This is a genomic window from Acidisoma sp. C75 (assembly GCF_054665095.1).
The window spans coordinates 374,385-389,877 of record NZ_BAAFHD010000001.1 but is presented as its reverse complement, the minus strand read 5'-3'; the positions used below and the strand labels follow the sequence as shown (position 1 = coordinate 389,877).

General features: G+C 70.3%; 15 protein-coding genes. 8 read left to right on the top strand and 7 right to left on the bottom strand.

Annotated elements, in window-relative coordinates; genetic code table 11:
• Nucleotides 1–10: 10 nt before the first annotated feature.
• Nucleotides 11–1,096: a Ppx/GppA phosphatase family protein gene (locus ACYQ7X_RS01730; RefSeq protein WP_459695090.1), complete on the bottom strand. Its 1,086-nt coding sequence runs from the start codon at nucleotides 1,094–1,096 to the stop codon at nucleotides 11–13.
• A gap of 72 nt (nucleotides 1,097–1,168) precedes the next feature.
• On the opposite strand from ACYQ7X_RS01730, the gene ACYQ7X_RS01725 reads away from it, so the two are divergent.
• Nucleotides 1,169–2,110 carry a glycosyltransferase family 9 protein gene (locus ACYQ7X_RS01725; protein ID WP_459695089.1) on the top strand — a complete coding sequence of 314 codons (942 nt, stop codon included), beginning with the start codon at nucleotides 1,169–1,171 and terminating at the stop codon, nucleotides 2,108–2,110.
• Complete coding sequence (locus ACYQ7X_RS01720) at nucleotides 2,107–3,432, top strand: dihydroorotase (RefSeq protein WP_459695088.1); 1,326 nt, start codon at nucleotides 2,107–2,109, stop codon at nucleotides 3,430–3,432. Before ACYQ7X_RS01725 ends, ACYQ7X_RS01720 begins: the two co-directional genes overlap by 4 nt.
• A gap of 73 nt (nucleotides 3,433–3,505) precedes the next feature.
• Here ACYQ7X_RS01720 and ACYQ7X_RS01715 read toward each other — a convergent pair whose 3' ends face one another.
• Both ACYQ7X_RS01715 and ACYQ7X_RS01710 read right to left on the bottom strand, forming a co-directional pair.
• The gene (locus tag ACYQ7X_RS01715) at nucleotides 3,506–4,900 is read right to left on the bottom strand and encodes a PQQ-binding-like beta-propeller repeat protein (RefSeq protein ID WP_459695087.1); all 1,395 of its coding nucleotides are present in this window, start codon (nucleotides 4,898–4,900) and stop codon (nucleotides 3,506–3,508) included.
• 57 nt (nucleotides 4,901–4,957) lie between these two features.
• Nucleotides 4,958–5,641 carry a tetratricopeptide repeat protein gene (locus ACYQ7X_RS01710; protein ID WP_459695086.1) on the bottom strand — a complete coding sequence of 228 codons (684 nt, stop codon included), beginning with the start codon at nucleotides 5,639–5,641 and terminating at the stop codon, nucleotides 4,958–4,960.
• Nucleotides 5,642–5,791: 150 nt separating this feature from the next.
• Here ACYQ7X_RS01710 and ACYQ7X_RS01705 point away from each other — a divergent pair, with 150 nt between their 5' ends.
• Nucleotides 5,792–6,295 (top strand): glutathione peroxidase, encoded by a 504-nt coding sequence (locus tag ACYQ7X_RS01705; protein ID WP_459695085.1) that lies wholly within the window; start codon nucleotides 5,792–5,794, stop codon nucleotides 6,293–6,295.
• Here the strand turns inward: ACYQ7X_RS01705 and rpe are convergent.
• Nucleotides 6,272–6,961, bottom strand: coding sequence for a ribulose-phosphate 3-epimerase (gene rpe / locus ACYQ7X_RS01700; protein WP_459695084.1), 690 nt, complete (start codon nucleotides 6,959–6,961; stop codon nucleotides 6,272–6,274). The two genes, ACYQ7X_RS01705 and rpe, sit on opposite strands and share 24 nt — an antisense overlap.
• A gap of 203 nt (nucleotides 6,962–7,164) precedes the next feature.
• On the opposite strand from rpe, the gene ACYQ7X_RS01695 reads away from it, so the two are divergent.
• From ACYQ7X_RS01695 to ACYQ7X_RS01675, 5 genes are read left to right on the top strand one after another with little or no spacing between them, the layout of a single operon-like run.
• Complete coding sequence (locus tag ACYQ7X_RS01695; RefSeq protein WP_459695083.1) at nucleotides 7,165–7,965, top strand: ABC transporter ATP-binding protein; 801 nt, start codon at nucleotides 7,165–7,167, stop codon at nucleotides 7,963–7,965.
• Nucleotides 7,962–8,810 (top strand): ABC transporter permease, encoded by an 849-nt coding sequence (locus ACYQ7X_RS01690; RefSeq protein WP_459695082.1) that lies wholly within the window; start codon nucleotides 7,962–7,964, stop codon nucleotides 8,808–8,810. Before ACYQ7X_RS01695 ends, ACYQ7X_RS01690 begins: the two co-directional genes overlap by 4 nt.
• Nucleotide 8,811: 1 nt before the next feature.
• Entirely contained in the window at nucleotides 8,812–9,813 is a 1,002-nt protein-coding gene (locus ACYQ7X_RS01685; protein ID WP_459695081.1) for an ABC transporter substrate-binding protein, read from the top strand.
• Between the two features lie 39 nt (nucleotides 9,814–9,852).
• A complete protein-coding gene (locus tag ACYQ7X_RS01680) occupies nucleotides 9,853–10,773 on the top strand; it encodes a nucleoside hydrolase (protein WP_459695080.1) in 921 nt (306 codons plus the stop codon).
• A gap of 53 nt (nucleotides 10,774–10,826) precedes the next feature.
• Nucleotides 10,827–11,117, top strand: coding sequence for a hypothetical protein (locus tag ACYQ7X_RS01675; protein WP_459695079.1), 291 nt, complete (start codon nucleotides 10,827–10,829; stop codon nucleotides 11,115–11,117).
• A 150-nt stretch (nucleotides 11,118–11,267) separates the two neighbouring features.
• Here the strand turns inward: ACYQ7X_RS01675 and ACYQ7X_RS01670 are convergent, their stop codons facing one another.
• From ACYQ7X_RS01670 to ACYQ7X_RS01660, 3 genes are all read right to left on the bottom strand, one after another.
• Complete coding sequence (locus ACYQ7X_RS01670) at nucleotides 11,268–12,011, bottom strand: hypothetical protein (protein ID WP_459695078.1); 744 nt, start codon at nucleotides 12,009–12,011, stop codon at nucleotides 11,268–11,270.
• 138 nt (nucleotides 12,012–12,149) lie between these two features.
• Nucleotides 12,150–12,830 (bottom strand): hypothetical protein, encoded by a 681-nt coding sequence (locus tag ACYQ7X_RS01665; RefSeq protein ID WP_459695076.1) that lies wholly within the window; start codon nucleotides 12,828–12,830, stop codon nucleotides 12,150–12,152.
• A gap of 107 nt (nucleotides 12,831–12,937) precedes the next feature.
• A complete protein-coding gene (locus ACYQ7X_RS01660) occupies nucleotides 12,938–15,250 on the bottom strand; it encodes an AsmA family protein (protein WP_459695075.1) in 2,313 nt (770 codons plus the stop codon).
• Between the last annotated feature and the right edge of the window lie 243 nt (nucleotides 15,251–15,493).

Sequence of the window (15,493 nt, the reverse complement as noted above, 5' to 3'; positions counted from 1 at the left end):
ATGCCTTCGTTCAGCTGATGAGCGCGGCGGCCATTGCCGCGCGGGGCGCCGGGGCGCAGCCGCGCCGCTTCTCCCGCCGACGTTCCTTGCGCATCTGCCGCAGAAGGATGCCCTCGCGCAAGCCACGATCGGCAACGCCGACCTCGGGCGTCGGCCAGACCGAGCGGATGGCGGCGAAGATCGCGCAGCCCGGCAGCACGAGGTCGGCCCGGTCCTCGCCGATGCAGGGATGGGCGGCGAGGCCGGCGCGGCCCATGGCGCGCAGCGAATCGACCGCCGCATCCGCCTCCTCACCCGGCAGCAGGATGCCATCCACCAGCGGGCGGCGGTAGCGCGGCAGCTTGAGCGCGACGCTCGCGACCGTGGTGATCGTGCCCGAGGTGCCGAGGAGGCGCACCCCATCGCGGTTGATCTCCCGCCCGATGCGGTGGATGTCCTCGAAATCCCAGAGCTTTTCCTCAACCGTTTCGACCATCGCGGCGAAACCGGCCTCCGTGAAACAGGAATGGGCGGTCGCCGCCCGCAGCGTCATCACCCCGAAAGGCAGCGAGATGAAGCTGATCAGCGTCGGCCCCCCGCCATCCAGCCGCACCCAGGCGATCTCGGTCGAGCCACCGCCGATATCGAAGACGAGCGCCCTGTTGCCGGCGCCGCGCAGCAGGGGCGAGCAGCTTTCGAGCGTCAGCTCCGCTTCCTCGCGGCCCGAGATGATGCGGATATCGAGCCCGGTCTGCTGGCGCACCCGGTCAAGGAAGGCGGCGCCATTGGCCGCCCGCCTGCATGCCTCCGTTGCAACCGCGGTAAGCCCGCTGAGCTGATAGCGGGAAAGCCGCGAGGCGCAGGAGCGCAGCGCCTCCATCGCGCGGTCCATCGCCGCATCGGCCAGTTGACCGGTTTCCGCCAATCCTTCACCCAGGCCCACCGAGCGGCTGAAGCTTTCGATCACCCGGAAGCCGTTGCTGCTCGGCACACCGAGCATGAGGCGGCAGTTGTTGGTTCCGAGATCGAGGGCGCCAAAAATCGGCGCGCCCCCCTTTCTCTCAAAAGGGCGGGACGCATCATCAGGCGCGTGGATGGCCGAGATGATGGGGTCCATGGCTCATAGTCACTGGGTCAAACGATCTACATCAAGTGTCAAATCTTTTAGATAAGCTGACAAGGGCGGATGATGACGGAGCAGAGATCGGTCCGGCGCATTCTTTTCATTACAGCGACACGCATCGGCGACGCGGTGATCAGCACCGCACTGCTGGATGATCTGCTGAACCGCTATCCGCATGCCCGCTTCACCATTGCCTGCGGCCCGGTGGCGGAGGGGGTGTTCACCGCCATGCCCCGGCTGGACCGCATCATCCTCATGCCAAAGATGAAGCGCGATGGGCACTGGTTCAAGCTTTGGGCGGAGGTTGTGCGCCGGCGCTGGGATCTGGTGGTGGATCTGCGCGGCTCCGGCACCGCCTTCTTCCTCTGGGCGCGGCAGCGGCGCATCCTGAAGGGTGGCCGCCGCCCCGGCTCGCGCCTGGGGCAGCTCGCCGCCAGCATGGGCCTCTCGCCGCCGCCGCTCCCCGTCGCCTGGACAGCGCCGGCAGACCGCGCCCTGGCCGCACGGCTTCTGCCGGCGGAAGGCCCGCTCATCGGCCTCGGCCCCACCGCCAACTGGGCCGGCAAGGTCTGGCCGGCGGAGCGCTTCGTCGCCCTCTACCAGAGCCTCGCCGAAAGCACTCTGCCCGGGGCGCGGCCGGTCATCTTCGCGGGGCCCGGTGAGGCGGAGGCGGCGCTCGCCGCCCCGGTGCTCGCCGCCCTGCCGCAGGCGATCGATCTGGCAGGCCGGCTCACCCTGCCCCAGGCCGCCGCCTGCCTCGCCCGCCTGGATCTCTTCGTCGGCAATGATTCGGGGCTGATGCACCTCGCCGCGGCGGCCGGCGCGCCGACGCTCGGGCTCTTCGGCCCCTCGCCGGTCGATGAATATGCCCCGGCCGGCAGGCGTGCGGGCGTGGCTGTCGCACCCGGGCCGCATGGCGCGGCGCCGATGGATGGGCTTACAGTGGAGGCCGCGCTCGCCGCCGCGCGCGCGCTTCTCGCCGCAGAACGGGAGCAGACCGCAGCATGAGCGCGCAGTACGATCTCATCATCCGGGGGGGTACCCTGGTCCTGCCCGCGGGGCTGGTGGAGGCGGATGTCGCCGTCCGCGCCGGGCGCATCGTCACCATCGCGCCCGAAGCCGGGGCGGCGGCCGCCGAGATCGTCGAGGCGCGGGGCCTGCACGTCCTCCCCGGGCTGATCGACGCGCATACCCATCTGCGCGACCCGGCGCAGGCGGCGGTGGAGAGCATCCCCTCCGGCACCCGTGCCGCCGTGCTCGGCGGCCTCGCCGCGGTTTTCGACATGCCGAACGGCAATCCCTCGATCACCACCGCCGCGCATCTGGCGGCCAAGAAGGATTTCGCCCGCGGCCGCGCCTGGTGCGATCTCGGCCTCTATATCGGCGCGGCGCGCGGCAATATCGCCGAGCTCGCAGCGCTCGAAACCGCCCCCGGCGTGCCGGCCATCAAGGTTTTCGCCGGCTCCTCCACCGGCGATCTGCTGATCGAGGATGATGAGACGCTGGAAGCCGTCATGCGGTCGGGCCGGCGGCGCATCGCCTATCATTCGGAGGATGAATACCGCCTGCGGGAGCGCCGCCACCTCTTCCATGAGGGCATGCCCTATGCCGCGCATATGGAGTGGCGGGATGTGGAAGCCGCCTTCCTCGGCACCCGCCGGCTCATGGCGCTCGCCCGCAAGACCGGGCGGCCCGCCCATATCCTGCATGTCTCGACCGCCGAGGAACTCGCCTATCTCGCCGACTACCGGGATATCGCGACCTGCGAGGTGCTGCTCAACCACCTCACGCAATGGGCGCCGGAGGCTTATGACCGGCTCGGCCCCTATGCGGTGATGAACCCGCCGATCCGGGACAAGCGGCATTGGGAGGCGGCCTGGGCGGCTGTGCGGGATGGCATGGTCGATGTCGTCGGCTCCGATCACGCGCCGCATGCCCGGGAAGCCAAGGAGAGGCCCTGGCCGCTCTGCGCCGCCGGGCTCACCGGCGTGCAGACCATCGTGCCGCTGATGCTCGATCACGTCTCGGCCGGGCGCCTCTCGCTCATGCGCCTCGCCGATCTCATGTGCGCCGGCCCCGCCCGCGTCTATGGCATCCTCGGCAAGGGCCGCATCGCCCGCGGCTATGATGCGGATTTCACCCTCGTCGATATGGGCGCGCGGCGGACCATCGAGGAAAGCTGGATCGCGAGCCCCTGCGGCTGGAGCCCCTTCGTCGGCACCACCGTCCAGGGCTGGCCGGTCGCCACCATCATCCGGGGCCGCATCGTCATGCGCGAGGATGAGGTGCTGGGCACGCCGGCCGGGGAATTGGTGCGCTTCGCCGGCTGAAAGGCCTCGGGTGGCGGCGGGCGGCGGCGTGGCGGCGGCCGGCCGGCCGGCCCCCGTCACCCGCGGCAGGCGATCAGCCGTAGGCGATGATATCGCCGCTCTTGAGCGTCACCAGCACCCGCCCTTCGGCGGCGATCGGCGCCACCGTGGCCGGTGCCGGCATCTTGATGATCCCGCCCGCCTTGCCGGTGATCGGATCGACGGTCGCGAGTTCGCCCTGGTTGCTGACGAGCACGAGGTTCGACCCCGCCAGCACCGGCCCCCACCAATAGATCGGGTTGCGCAGCTTCTTCATGTTCTTGAAGGGCTGCATCTGATGCACCCACTTCACCTGGCCGGTGCTCGCGGAGATGCAGCCGAGGCGCTGATCGGTCGCCAGCTGGAACAGCCAGTCCCCGGCGAGCGCGGTCGTCTGGTCGGTCGCGAAATCCCGCTCCCAGAGGCGCCGCCCGGTCGGCAGGTCGGCGGAGATGACGATACCGCCGAGGCTGCCGACGAAAATCCGCCCCTGGCTGATCACCGGCATGCCGACGATCGCCGAAAGCTGCGAAAGCCCGCTGCCGGTGGCGCCTAGATTGTCCGACCACAGCACCTCGCCGCTCTGCACGTTGAGCGCCAGGAGATCGCCCGAGCCGAAGCCCGCGACGACGATGGAGCCCGAAACGGCGGGCGCCGGCAGGCCGAGCACGGCGGTTTGCGGGCTGCGCGCCTGGTGGCGCCAGATGAGGCTGCCGCTCTTGGCGTCGAGCGCGGCGAGCGAACTGTCGAGCAGGCTGACGAAGAGCCGCCCGCCCGCGATGGTCGGCGCGCTGCGGGCCGGAAAATCGATCGGCGAACGCCAGAGGATCTTGCCGCTCTTGGCATCCAGCCGCAGCACCTCGCCGAAGCCGGTGGCGGCGAAGACCGCATCGCCATCCGAACTCACCCCGCCGCCGACATCGAAGCTGCGCGAATGCTTGGGCCGCACCGGCGTCTTCCACAGCGGCGCGCCGTCCTTGATGGCGAAGGCGCTGACCTCGCCCCGCGCGCTCATCGCATAGACGCGGCCGCCGGAGACCACGGGCGGGCAAGGAATGCGGTGCCGATAGGCGGTGCCTTCGCCGATATCGGCCATCCACTGGCGGGACAGGCTCGGCGGCGTTGCCGGGATGCCGGCATCATGGGTGGCGTTGCCGCCCTGCTGCGGCCAGTCAAGCCCGCTGACCGGCGGCGGCAGGGAGACGGGCGTGGTGAGGCTCGGATCCACTTCCAGTGCCGCCGAGGCACTCATGACATTGATGCGGGTGCCCGGCAGCGGCGGGCTGTTCTCCCCGCCAATCCAGCCGCAGCCGGCAAGGGCGAGCGGCAGGCCGAACAGAGCCCCGCCGAGAGCGGCGCGGCGGGTAAGCCCAGCCCCCTGCTCGGTGCGCGGCGCCGGGCTCGTCTGCGCCACCGGGGCGGATGCGAAGAGGTCAATCTTTCGGCTCATGCTCGGCCAATCTCTCAAGGGTCTTGCGGCAGTCGTCGTCGGGGCAGCGGCGGGCGGCTAATGCGCGGACGGGGGCGGCGGCGGCGGCGCGCCGAGGGCCTCCGCCATGGCATTGGCCATATTGCGCATATCGCGCGGTGTCGAGACGTCATCGGCGACCGACCGGAAAGTCTTGATCGCGCCCGCCTTGTCCCCCGTGCGCAGATCGAGCAGCGCGAGATATTGCAGCGCGATCGGCCGCCAGGCGTTGCCGTTCGCCGCCAGGGTTTCGAGCTTGGCCTGGATGAGCGAGGGCTCGGCGGTTTCGAGAACGTGGGACGCCCAGCCGAGGGTCGCGACATCGCGCAGCACCGGGCTGATCGCGCCGTCGTTCATCAGCGCGTTCCAGATGCCGACCGCCTCCGCCTGATGCCCCGAATCGGCGAGCAGGCTCGCCTCGTTGAGGCGGGCGAGCGTCGCGTAGCCCTGCGGCGCGCGGCGGGCGATGGCGGCGAATTGCGCGGCGATCTGGGTCCGCTCGGCGGCCGAGCCGCGCGCCCCGGCATGATCGAGGGCGGCGATGAAGGCGGTGGCGGCGCGGGCATTCTGCTGCCCGCGATGCCAGAGCCAGACCTGCCAACCGGCGACCGCGAGGACCACGAGCACCGCGAGAGCGATGAGCGCGGCACCGTAGCGCCGCACGAAGGCGCCCAGGCGCTCGGCGCGGAGGTCTTCATCCACTTCGTCGAAAATATCGACCACTCTTCCCTCCGGCATCCTTCAAGATGGTTTACGCCCCAAGCCTTGTGCAGATAAGACCAAGGGGCGCAAACGGCGGCGGACCATAGCGGCGGCGCGGGGCGAGAGCAAACCCGCCTCGCCGCGCCGCGCCGGGGCCGCGCGGGAGGGGTCATGAGCGGCTCGGTCTACGATTTCAGCCTGACGACGCTGGCGGGCGAGCCCTATCCGCTCGCGGCCCTCCGCGGCCGGCCGTTGCTCATCGTCAATACCGCCTCGCAATGCGGCTTCACCCCGCAATATGCCGGTCTGCAGGCGCTGCACGAACGCTGGGGCGAAAGCCCGGACGGGCTGGTGGTGATCGGCATCCCGAGCAATGATTTCGGCAATCAGGAGCCGGGCGAGGCCGAGACCATCGGCGCCTTCTGCACGCGCAACTTCGGCGTCACCTTTCCGATGATGCGCAAGGCGCATGTCAAAGGAAAGGAGGCCATTCCCCTGTTCCGCTGGCTGGCCGCGGAGGGCGGCTTCCTCGCCCGGCCGCGCTGGAATTTCTACAAATACCTGATCGACCGGCAGGGTGCGCTCGCCCAATGGTTCGCGAGCACGACGCCACCCACGGCGGAGCGGCTCAACCGCGCCATCGCCGCCGTGTCAGGCCCGGCTGGCCTGGGCTGAGCCCCGCGCCACCGCCGCCTTCAGCGCCGCCACATGGCCGGCATAGTCCGCCGCGCCCCCCTTGAAGACCGAGGAACCGGCGACGAAGACATTGGCCCCGGCGGCGGCGGCCTGCTCCGCCGTTTCGGCCGTGATGCCGCCATCCACCTCGATCTCGATCGGCCGCTCGCCGATCATCGCCCGCAGCCGGCGGATCTTGTCGAGCGTGAAGGCGAGGAAGCTCTGCCCGCCGAAGCCGGGGTTGACGGTCATCACCAGGATCATATCCGCCCAGTCGAGGCTGTAGCGCACGGCCTCCTCCGACGTCGCCGGGTTGATCGCGACGCCGCTCTTGCAGCTGAGCGCGCGGATCGCCTGCAGCGTGCGGTTGAGATGCGGGCAGGCTTCGGCATGCACCGTCATGCGCGTCGATCCGGCGCGGGCCATCATGTCGAGGTAGCGGTCAGGCGTCTCGATCATCAGATGCGTATCGATCGGCAGGGCGCTCACCCGGCGCACCGCCTCGATCACGCCCGGGCCGAAGCTGATATTCGGCACGAAGGCGCCATCCATGACATCAAGGTGCAGCCAGTCCGCCCCCGCCGCCTCGATCGCGCGGGTCTCCTCGGCGAAGCGGCCGAAATCGGCCGAGAGAATGGAAGGGGCGATGATCGGGGCGCGGGTCATGCGCTCTATCTAGCGCGTCCGCGCCAGGCAGGACAGGGGCGCGGGCAGCCCCCGGCTGCGATCGGTGGCGCGATCGGCGGCGGGGCGACCTGGCCGGCTGGCGCGAAAATTGCCTCCGCCAGCGCATCACCCCCTTGCCTCGCGCGGGTGCTCCCGTCACCGTGAAGGACGCCGCCCGCCGCGGCTGCCATAAGGACGCTCATTTGACGACAGAGACCAGGATCAAGCTTGCGATCCGCGACCTTCATCAGCAATTCGGGGGCCTCAAAGCCCTCGACGCCGTCTCGCTCGATATCGCGGAGGGGGAATTCGTCTGCATCCTCGGCGCCTCGGGCTGCGGCAAGAGCACGCTCTTCAACGCCGTCTCCGGCCTGCTGAAGCCGACCGCCGGGCAGATCCTGCTGGATGGGGCGGATATCATCGGCAAGCCCGGCCAGGTCGGCTATATGCTGCAGAAGGATCTCCTGCTGCCCTGGCGCACGGTGCTCGGCAATATCACCCTTGGCGCCTCGCTGACCCGCGGGGCGACCGCCGCGGACCGCGCCCATGCCGCCGAGCTTGCCCGCCATTACGGCCTCGGCGATTTCCTCCGCCATTATCCGCGCGCACTCTCGGGCGGAATGCGCCAGCGGGTGGCGCTGATGCGCACCATCGCCGCCGGGCGGGATCTCATGCTGCTGGACGAGCCCTTCGGCGCGCTCGACAGCCAGACCCGCATCGGCATGCAGCAATGGCTGCTGACGATCTGGAAGGAACTCCGCCGCACCGTGATGTTCGTGACGCATGATGTGGACGAGGCGATCTTCCTGGCCGATCGCGTCGTCGTCATGCTGCCGCGCCCGGGGCGAATCGGCTGGATCGAGACGATCGACATCCCCCGCCCGCGCACCATGGAATGCCTGACCTCGGAGAGTTTCGTGCGAACCAAGCGGCGGATCATGGAAATGCTCTATAGCGAGGCGACGTTGCAGGGCGTGCCCGGCGGCCGCGCGGTGCCGGCATGAGCGGGGAAGCCGCGCCGCTGCGCGAATACGGCCGCCATGTCGGGCTCTGGCTCCTCGCCATCGCTCTCATCTTCGTCGGCTGGAAGCTCGTCCTCGTCATCAGCGGCCTGCCGGCCTATGTGATCCCCACCCCGGGCGAGGCCTTCCGCGTCATCATCCAGAATGCCGGGCTGATGCGCGCGCTCGCCTGGCAGACGATCACCGAGACCTTCTACGGCTATGTCGCCGGGGCGCTGATCGGCGTGCTGCTGGCCGTGCTCATGGCGCAGATCCCGATCGTCCACCGCCTGCTCTACCCGGCGCTCGTCACCTCGCAAGCCGTGCCGATCGTCGCGATCGCGGCGCCGCTCGTCATCATCTTCGGCTTCGGGCTGACGCCGAAACTCATCATCGTCGCCTGGATCGTGTTCTTCCCCGTGGTCGTCAACGTGCTCGACGGGCTGGCCAGCGTCGATCCCGATCAGGTCAATCTCGCGCGCCTGCTCGGCGGCACGCGGCTGCGCACCTTTCTCATCGTGCGCCTGCCGGCGGCGATCGGGCCGCTCTTCTCCGGCCTCAAGATCGGCGCCTCCTATGCGGTCACCGGCGCGGTGATCGGCGAATGGACCGCCTCCGCCCATGTCGGCCTCGGCACCTATCTCCTCACCGCCAATGCCCAGATGAATACCGCCGGCGTCTACGGCGCCATGCTCCTGCTGACGGCGATCGGCATCGGCTCCTTCATCCTCGTCGTCGTCATCGAGCATTTCGCGACCCCCTGGCGCAGCCGCGCGACCGCCCCCGGCTATTTCGGCGCCAAGGTTCCACCCGCCTCTCCCGCCACCCCCGCACAACAGAAGGTCTGAGATGAAGCACCTCTCCCTCCTCGCCCGCCTGGCCGCCGGCACGGCCGCCGCCGGCGCCCTGCTCCTCGGCCTACCGCAGATCGCGCCGCCCGCGCAGGCGGCGGACCTCACCAAGGTCCGCTTCGTCTATGACTGGGTGACGCCCGATTTCGAACTGATCCCGACCGCGGTCGCCCAGGCCGAGGGCTTCTACAAGGCGGCGGGGCTGGATGTGACGACGCTCTTCCCGCCGAACAATTCCACCACCGTGCGCATGCTGGGCGCCGGCCAAGGCGATATCGGCTATGATCCGGTGACGGACGTGGTCTTCGCCGTGGCCCAGGGCATCCCCATCACCTCGGTCGCGGTCTATTCGCAGTCGAACAATTGCGGCCTCTTCGGCCCGCCGGGCACGACGATCGACCTCTCGAAGCTCAAGGGCAAGAAGATCGGCATCTATACCGACAGCTGGACCAAGGCGATGATGCCCTACATCCTCGAAAAGGCCGGCGTCACCGAGAACGACGTGCAGCAGATCATCGCGACCGATGACGACATTCCGATGATGCTGACCGGCAAGATCGACTATGCGAGCAACTGCTCCAACTACGCGCTCGCCGATGTCGTGCCGCAGCTCAAGAAGGAGCCGGCGCAGCTCGTCGGCAGCGCGGCCGGCCTGCCCGATGTTCCGGTCTGGGACTATACCGTGATGAAGCCCTATGCCGAAGCGCATGCGGCGGTGGTGAAGGGCTTTCTCGCCGCGACCGAGAAGGGCATGATCTGGGCGACCGAGCATCCGGACGCCGCGGTCGCCGATCTCCTCAAGCTCTACCCGAGCGCGGGGGACAAGGCCTACAACACGGTCGGCTGGAAGGCGACGATCCCCTATCTCAAGGGGCCGCAGGGCTATTTCGTGCAGACCGACGCGCAGTGGACGGCGATCCCCGAGGCGCTCGCCAAGACCAAGCAGATCGACAAGGTGCTGCCGCCGGCGAGCTACTACACCAATGCCTATCTGAAATAGGCCCGCGCCCGAAGCCCCGACGCGAAGGGAACGGCCGCCATGCCGCCACGCCGGATCATCCTCGATTGTGACCCCGGCGTGGACGATGCGCTGGCCATCCTGCTCGCCCTCGCCGCGCCCGAGGCGGTGCGGATCGAGGCGATCACCACGGTCGTCGGCAATGTCATGCTGCCGAGCACAACGGCGAATGCGCTGCGCGTGCTCGCCCTGGCCGGGCGGCCGGATATCCCGGTCTTCGCGGGCTGCCCGCGCCCGATCATGGCGCCCGTCGAACGGCGGGCTTCCGTGCATGGCGGCGACGGGCTCGGCGATATCGGCCTGCCGCCGCCCGCCCGGGCCGCCGAGGCCGAGCATGGGGTGGATGCCCTCATCCGCCTCATCCGGGCCAATCCGGGGGCGATCACCCTCTGCCCGATCGGGCCGATGACCAACCTTGCCGTCGCCCTGATCAAGGCACCCGATATCGCGCCGCTGATCCGCGAGATCGTCTGCATGGGCGGCGCCGCCTTCCGCCCCGGCAACGTGACGCCGAGTGCCGAGTTCAACTTCTGGATCGACCCGGAAGCGGCGCGGATCGTGCTCGCCGCCGGCGTGCCGCTCACCATGTTCGGGCTGGACGTGACGGGCGAGGCCCTCATCACCGAGGCCTGGATGGCGGAGACCGAGGCGCTGGGGGGCGCGGTCTCGCGCGCCGCCATCGCCATGCTGCGCAGCTATGGGCTGGGCGATCCCTGCCTGCATGATCCTTGCGTCATCGCCCATCTCATCGAGCCTAGGCTCTTCACCGGCGTCGATGCCTTCGTCACGGTCGAAACGGCGGGCCTCGCCCGCGGCCAGAGCATCGCGGCGATTGCCGAGCGCCATCGCGCCGGGCGGGCGGCCAATGCCCGAGTCGTCACCGGCCTCGATGCGCCGCGGCTCTTCGCCCTCATGCGCAAGCGGCTGCTCAGCCTGGATTGAAGACGCCGCCCGCTTCGTCGCGCTTGCACCGCCGCGAGAGGCACGCCAATCTCATGGCCATGGATGGTGTCGTCAGCCTTTCCAACATTCGCGAAGACCGGTTCTGGGCGGTGGTCGCCTCCGTCGGGCGCACCCGCCGCATCGCCGAGATCTTCTCCAGCCGCGATGCGGCGCTGGCGGACCGGGCTTGGCGCGAGGCGCAGGTGCGGGCCTATGCCGGCTTCCTGCGGACCAGCCGCCAGCCGCCGCCGAACTACTCGGTGGTGCCGATGAAGCGGTCCGAACTGCCGAAATCCTGGCGCCCACTGCCGGCACTCGGCTTCCTGCGCGGCCAATTCTTCTGATCGGCCGAGGCTTGTGCAGCACGAGGACGGCCTGCCCCTCGCGCGCCCCTCCATCCCCGGCGGGCTTGTTCGGGCGATACGGAAGATGAGGCCGTCAGCAGGCTTGGGCCGATCGGCCAAGACCGGCGAGGCCGGCGAGGCGCGGCGCGTTCAGCCCTCGCCGTCGGCCTCGTAAGGGGGCGGCTCCTCACCCTCCACCAACATGGCTTCGATCGCGGCGATCTGCGCTGCCCGACGCTTATGGGCCGGGCGCGGTGGCCGCTTGCGCTTGCGGCCGCCCTCGGCCGGGGCCGCGCCCTCAGCCTCGGCTGCCGTAGGCGTGCTTGCGGAAACGGGCATCGGTGAGAGCGGCAGCACCTCAGGCGAAGGTTCCGGCACCAGCTTGGCCGCCGGCGGCGCCGGGGCTTCGGGCGGCGCTGGCGGGCGGCCACGCGATGACCGGCGCGCCTTTGGGGTAGCAGGCTCGGGCGGCGGAGCAGGCATCGCCGCCTCCGCGGCTTCCGCCGCGGCAGCCTCGGGCAGGGCGTCCTCAGCCACCACCTCTTCGGCCTCCACCTCTTCGGTCACAACGCTCTCAACCGCAACCTCCTCGGCCATCATGTCGGGCGCTTCGGGAAGCGCTGAGCGCCGCGGCGCTGGCCGCTTCCTGCCCACGGCGACGGCTCCGCGCGGCTCCGCCACAGCGATCGCAGAGGCGCCCGCTATGGCCGCGTCAGGCTTCGCCATTCCCTGGCGTTGCAGCTCGGTCATCAAGGCGTCGATCTGGAGCGCGAGCCGCGCCGCCTCGACCGGGGTAAGGCGGTGATGCGCGAGATAGGCATCCAGAATTCGCCGCGCGGCCAGCGCCGCGGGAGACAGGGCGGAGGGAAGATCGGCGGAAAGGTGAGACGGCACGACAGGCGCTCCGGTCAGCAGGACGGACGGGGTAGCCCTTTTGCGGCAGTGCGGCGTAAAGAGCCACCCCCCTTTAGCCAAACCATCCCCGGCGAGGATGCAAGGCGGGATGCGCGGTTCGCCTCCCGCCCCCGGCCTTCAGGCGGCATCCATCTCCAGGCTCGCGAGGTCGAGCGGCTGGATCGAGAACCAGACCGGCTCGGCGCTGCCAGCCCCCGCCCGCAGGATGGGCTTGATCGCCGAGAGCAGATCATCGAGCGAGCGAAAGGGCGTCGTCGTTTCATCGCCATCCGGCATGCGCATCACCAGGCCGAAGCCGGGCTTGGCGCGGCTGGCGCCGATGCCCCGCTCGGCCATGGTGGGCAAGCGGGCGCCCCCGGCTGAGGCGCCCCCGGCTGAGGCGCCCTCGGCTGAGGCGCGGCCGGCTGAGGCACGGCCGGCCGCAGGCTCGGGGCGCGCGGTCGCACCGAACCGGAGGATCTGCGGCGCCGCCACTTCCGGTACCGCCGGCTCCGCTGGCGGCGCTACCGAGGCCGCGCATTCAAGCGCCGCTGGCAGAGACGTCTCCGGTTCCCCTGCGGCAGGCGCATCCTCGGCCGGCTGGGGCTCACTGCCAAGCAAAACGGGGCCGAGCGCGAGGGGCGCCTGGGCGGCGGCACGGGGCGCCGCGCCCTCCTGCTCGCGCCGCACGCGGCCAAGCAGGGCGTAGATCGCCGCCGGGGTCACGCCGAAGGCGGCCGCGATCTCTCGCACCGGGCGCCGCTCCTCCTCCACCATGGCCAGAATGCGCGGCTGATCCTCTTTCTTCAGGCGGGCCATCCTTCTCTCCTTTCCCGGCGCGGCGGGCATCTCGAACAGGAACATAACAAGAACACATCAGGCAGGGAGGGAGGCTCTGTCAAGCGGCATCTCGCCGCCCCGCCGCCTCAGCCGCCGCAGCCGCGCGGATGATCGCCGCCGAACAGCCCATCGAGCAGGAAGCCCACCTTCTGCAACAGCCCCGCGTCGAGCTTGCCGCTGACATCCCGGAAGGGCCCTGCCACCACCACCGGCACGGAAACCCTGGCACCCGCCACCTCGGCCTGCGGGTGCAGCCGCAGCGCCACCTGTTCCCGCCCGAAATCTACCTGCCCCGCGCCTTGGACATTAAGATAAGTGCTGTTGAGCGCGATCTGGCTGAACTCGCCGATACCCTTCTCGAACCGCCCGGCGAGCGACAGGCAGCGGATAGCCGCCTGCCCGCTGGCCGGCACCTGGATGCTGAGCGCCGAGAGCGCCGCCCCGGCGATCATCCTCAGCGCCGCATTGCTGATGCTGCCCGCGCCCATCCGGGCGGCGAGGCTGCCCGAAAGCGAGGCCGCGAGATCATGCGGGCTCTCCCCCGCCGCGCTCAGCTCGGCATTGACCGCGAGGCGCCCGGCAGCTGGGCCCGGCAGATGCAGGCGATAGATGACGAAGCCGAGCGGCAGGTCCGGCGCATGCAGGCTGAGATGCAGCTGCGGCACCCGCGCAGCGGCATTGGCCGTCAGCCCCATCTCCAGCGGGCCGCCCGGCAGGCCGATGCCCATCCGGTCGATCGCGAGGCGGCCATCCTTGAGATGGACGGAAAGCCCGACGTTCCGCCACGCCTGCCCCTGGAAGGTCATCGCCTGGATGGCGGCGGACACGGCGAGGACCGGCCCCCGCAGGCTCGCCCAAGGCAGGGCGGCGCGCGAGAAGACCGGCCCCCGCGCGCGGGCCGCGGCCGCCTTCGCCCGCGCGGCCGACGTCTCCCCCGCCGGCTGGCCGAGGCTGATGCCAAGGGCGCGCAGCAGCGCATCGAGATCGAGCCGCGTGGCGGTGAGCTTGGCGCTCACATCCACCCCGCCGCCGAGGCCGAAGCTCGCATCGCCGGCGATATCGGCCTCCCGCGCCGCGAGATGCCCGCCGGTGATGCTGAGGCGCTTCAGATCCGACGGGATCGAGACATGGCCCTCGAAGCCGGCATGGGTCAGCGCCGGCAGGCCGGGCGAGATGAGGCGGCGCAGGCGGGCGAGTTCCGGCGCCGAGAGGCTGACCGCGCCATCGAAGCCAGCGAAGGCGGTGGTATCGAGCGCGAGATCGCCGGAGAGCGCGAGGCGCGCCGGGTCGGTCGCCAGCGCGGTCGCCTTCAGGGTCACCGGCACGCGGTTCGGCCCGTCCAGATGCTGCGGCACGCCGATGGCACCGGCGAGCGTGAAGGGCGTCTTCTGATAGGCGCCGGCACCGTCGAAGCGCGCGGTGCCGCCGGGCTTGTCGAGCGTGACATGCACGGCGCCGAGCGTCAGCCCCGGGATCAGCCGGGTGAGATCGGCGCCGGTGAAGGCGAGCGCGGTCTTGCCGATCACGGGGATATCGCCGCGCTGCGGCCCGTTGCGGATCTCGGTCGCGAAGCTGAGGCCCTGGACGGGCGGCAGGCGCATCGGCGCGTAGAGCGCGTTCAGCCTGTCGAGCGCGGGAGCCGCGGCCCGCACACTGAGATCGAAATCCCCGCCCAGACTCACCTGCCCGGCGGCATGGGCGGTCGCCCCCTCGCCCGCGAAATCGAGCGTCGCGTTCCACGGGTCGCTCGGCCGGCCGGTCGGCGTCGCGGCGAAATTGAGGGTGAAGGGCGCGTAATCGCCATAGACCAGGGTGGAGGTGAGCCGCACCGGCCCGTGCTTCTGCGCCTGGCGGATATCGAGCTGACGAATGCCGATCACATTGGTGCGCGCGGGCAGGCGGAAGGTCACCATGCCGTTGGTGATGCGGACGGTATGGAGTGCCAGGGTAAAGCCGCGCGCGGCGGCCGGCGGCTTGGGGGCCGGCGCGGCGGGTGCCGCGCCCTCCGGCTTGAACAGCCAGTTCGGCCGGTGGTCCACCTCCTCGAACAGGATGTTCGGCCCGATGAGGGTGAGATCCGTAATATCGACCTGCCGCCACAGCAGCGCGAGGAGCGAGACGCGCGCCTTGAAGCCATCGAGGCGGATCATGTCCGGGCGGCTGCCGCCCGGCAGATTGCCGAGCGTCACCCCCGTCGCCTCAATCACCGGCCAGAGGGAGCGCGAGACATGGATGGGCCCGGCGATGATCAGCTGCCGCCCGGTGGCCTTCTGCACCACGGCTTCGATTTCGGGCTTCCAATCGTTCGGGTCAAAGAGCGTGACCGCGGTGCCGAGCAGCCCGAGCGGGAGCAGGATGAGAACGGCGACCGCCGCCAGAAGCCAAGCCCGTCGAGACAATCCCGCTCCCCTCACCCGCCGCGCCCGCGCGGAGGGCGGGGCCTGCCGGTTATGAGGGAGGGCGCGCGGATTGCGCAAGGATCGGCGCGTGCGGATAGCGAAAGGCCGGGCATGGCGGTACTCCGCCCTGCCCGGCCCGATGGCGCGGCGAGGCCGCACCCTTGCGCGCGGCCTCAGCCGCCGCCTGGCCGCCCGGTCAGGAGAGCGGGGGCCGCCCCGTCACGCGCGATAGGCGGGCAGCCT

Excerpts from the sequence above, each read along its gene's own strand:
- ACYQ7X_RS01730 (WP_459695090.1), bottom strand. The coding sequence starts at position 1,096 with ATGGACCCCATCATCTCGGCCATCCACGCGCCTGATGATGCGTCCCGC.
- ACYQ7X_RS01725 (WP_459695089.1), top strand. The coding sequence starts at position 1,169 with ATGACGGAGCAGAGATCGGTCCGGCGCATTCTTTTCATTACAGCGACA.
- ACYQ7X_RS01720 (WP_459695088.1), top strand. The coding sequence starts at position 2,107 with ATGAGCGCGCAGTACGATCTCATCATCCGGGGGGGTACCCTGGTCCTG.
- ACYQ7X_RS01715 (WP_459695087.1), bottom strand. The coding sequence starts at position 4,900 with ATGAGCCGAAAGATTGACCTCTTCGCATCCGCCCCGGTGGCGCAGACG.
- ACYQ7X_RS01705 (WP_459695085.1), top strand. The coding sequence starts at position 5,792 with ATGAGCGGCTCGGTCTACGATTTCAGCCTGACGACGCTGGCGGGCGAG.
- rpe (WP_459695084.1), bottom strand. The coding sequence starts at position 6,961 with ATGACCCGCGCCCCGATCATCGCCCCTTCCATTCTCTCGGCCGATTTC.
- ACYQ7X_RS01690 (WP_459695082.1), top strand. The coding sequence starts at position 7,962 with ATGAGCGGGGAAGCCGCGCCGCTGCGCGAATACGGCCGCCATGTCGGG.
- ACYQ7X_RS01685 (WP_459695081.1), top strand. The coding sequence starts at position 8,812 with ATGAAGCACCTCTCCCTCCTCGCCCGCCTGGCCGCCGGCACGGCCGCC.
- ACYQ7X_RS01680 (WP_459695080.1), top strand. The coding sequence starts at position 9,853 with ATGCCGCCACGCCGGATCATCCTCGATTGTGACCCCGGCGTGGACGAT.
- ACYQ7X_RS01675 (WP_459695079.1), top strand. The coding sequence starts at position 10,827 with ATGGCCATGGATGGTGTCGTCAGCCTTTCCAACATTCGCGAAGACCGG.
- ACYQ7X_RS01665 (WP_459695076.1), bottom strand. The coding sequence starts at position 12,830 with ATGGCCCGCCTGAAGAAAGAGGATCAGCCGCGCATTCTGGCCATGGTG.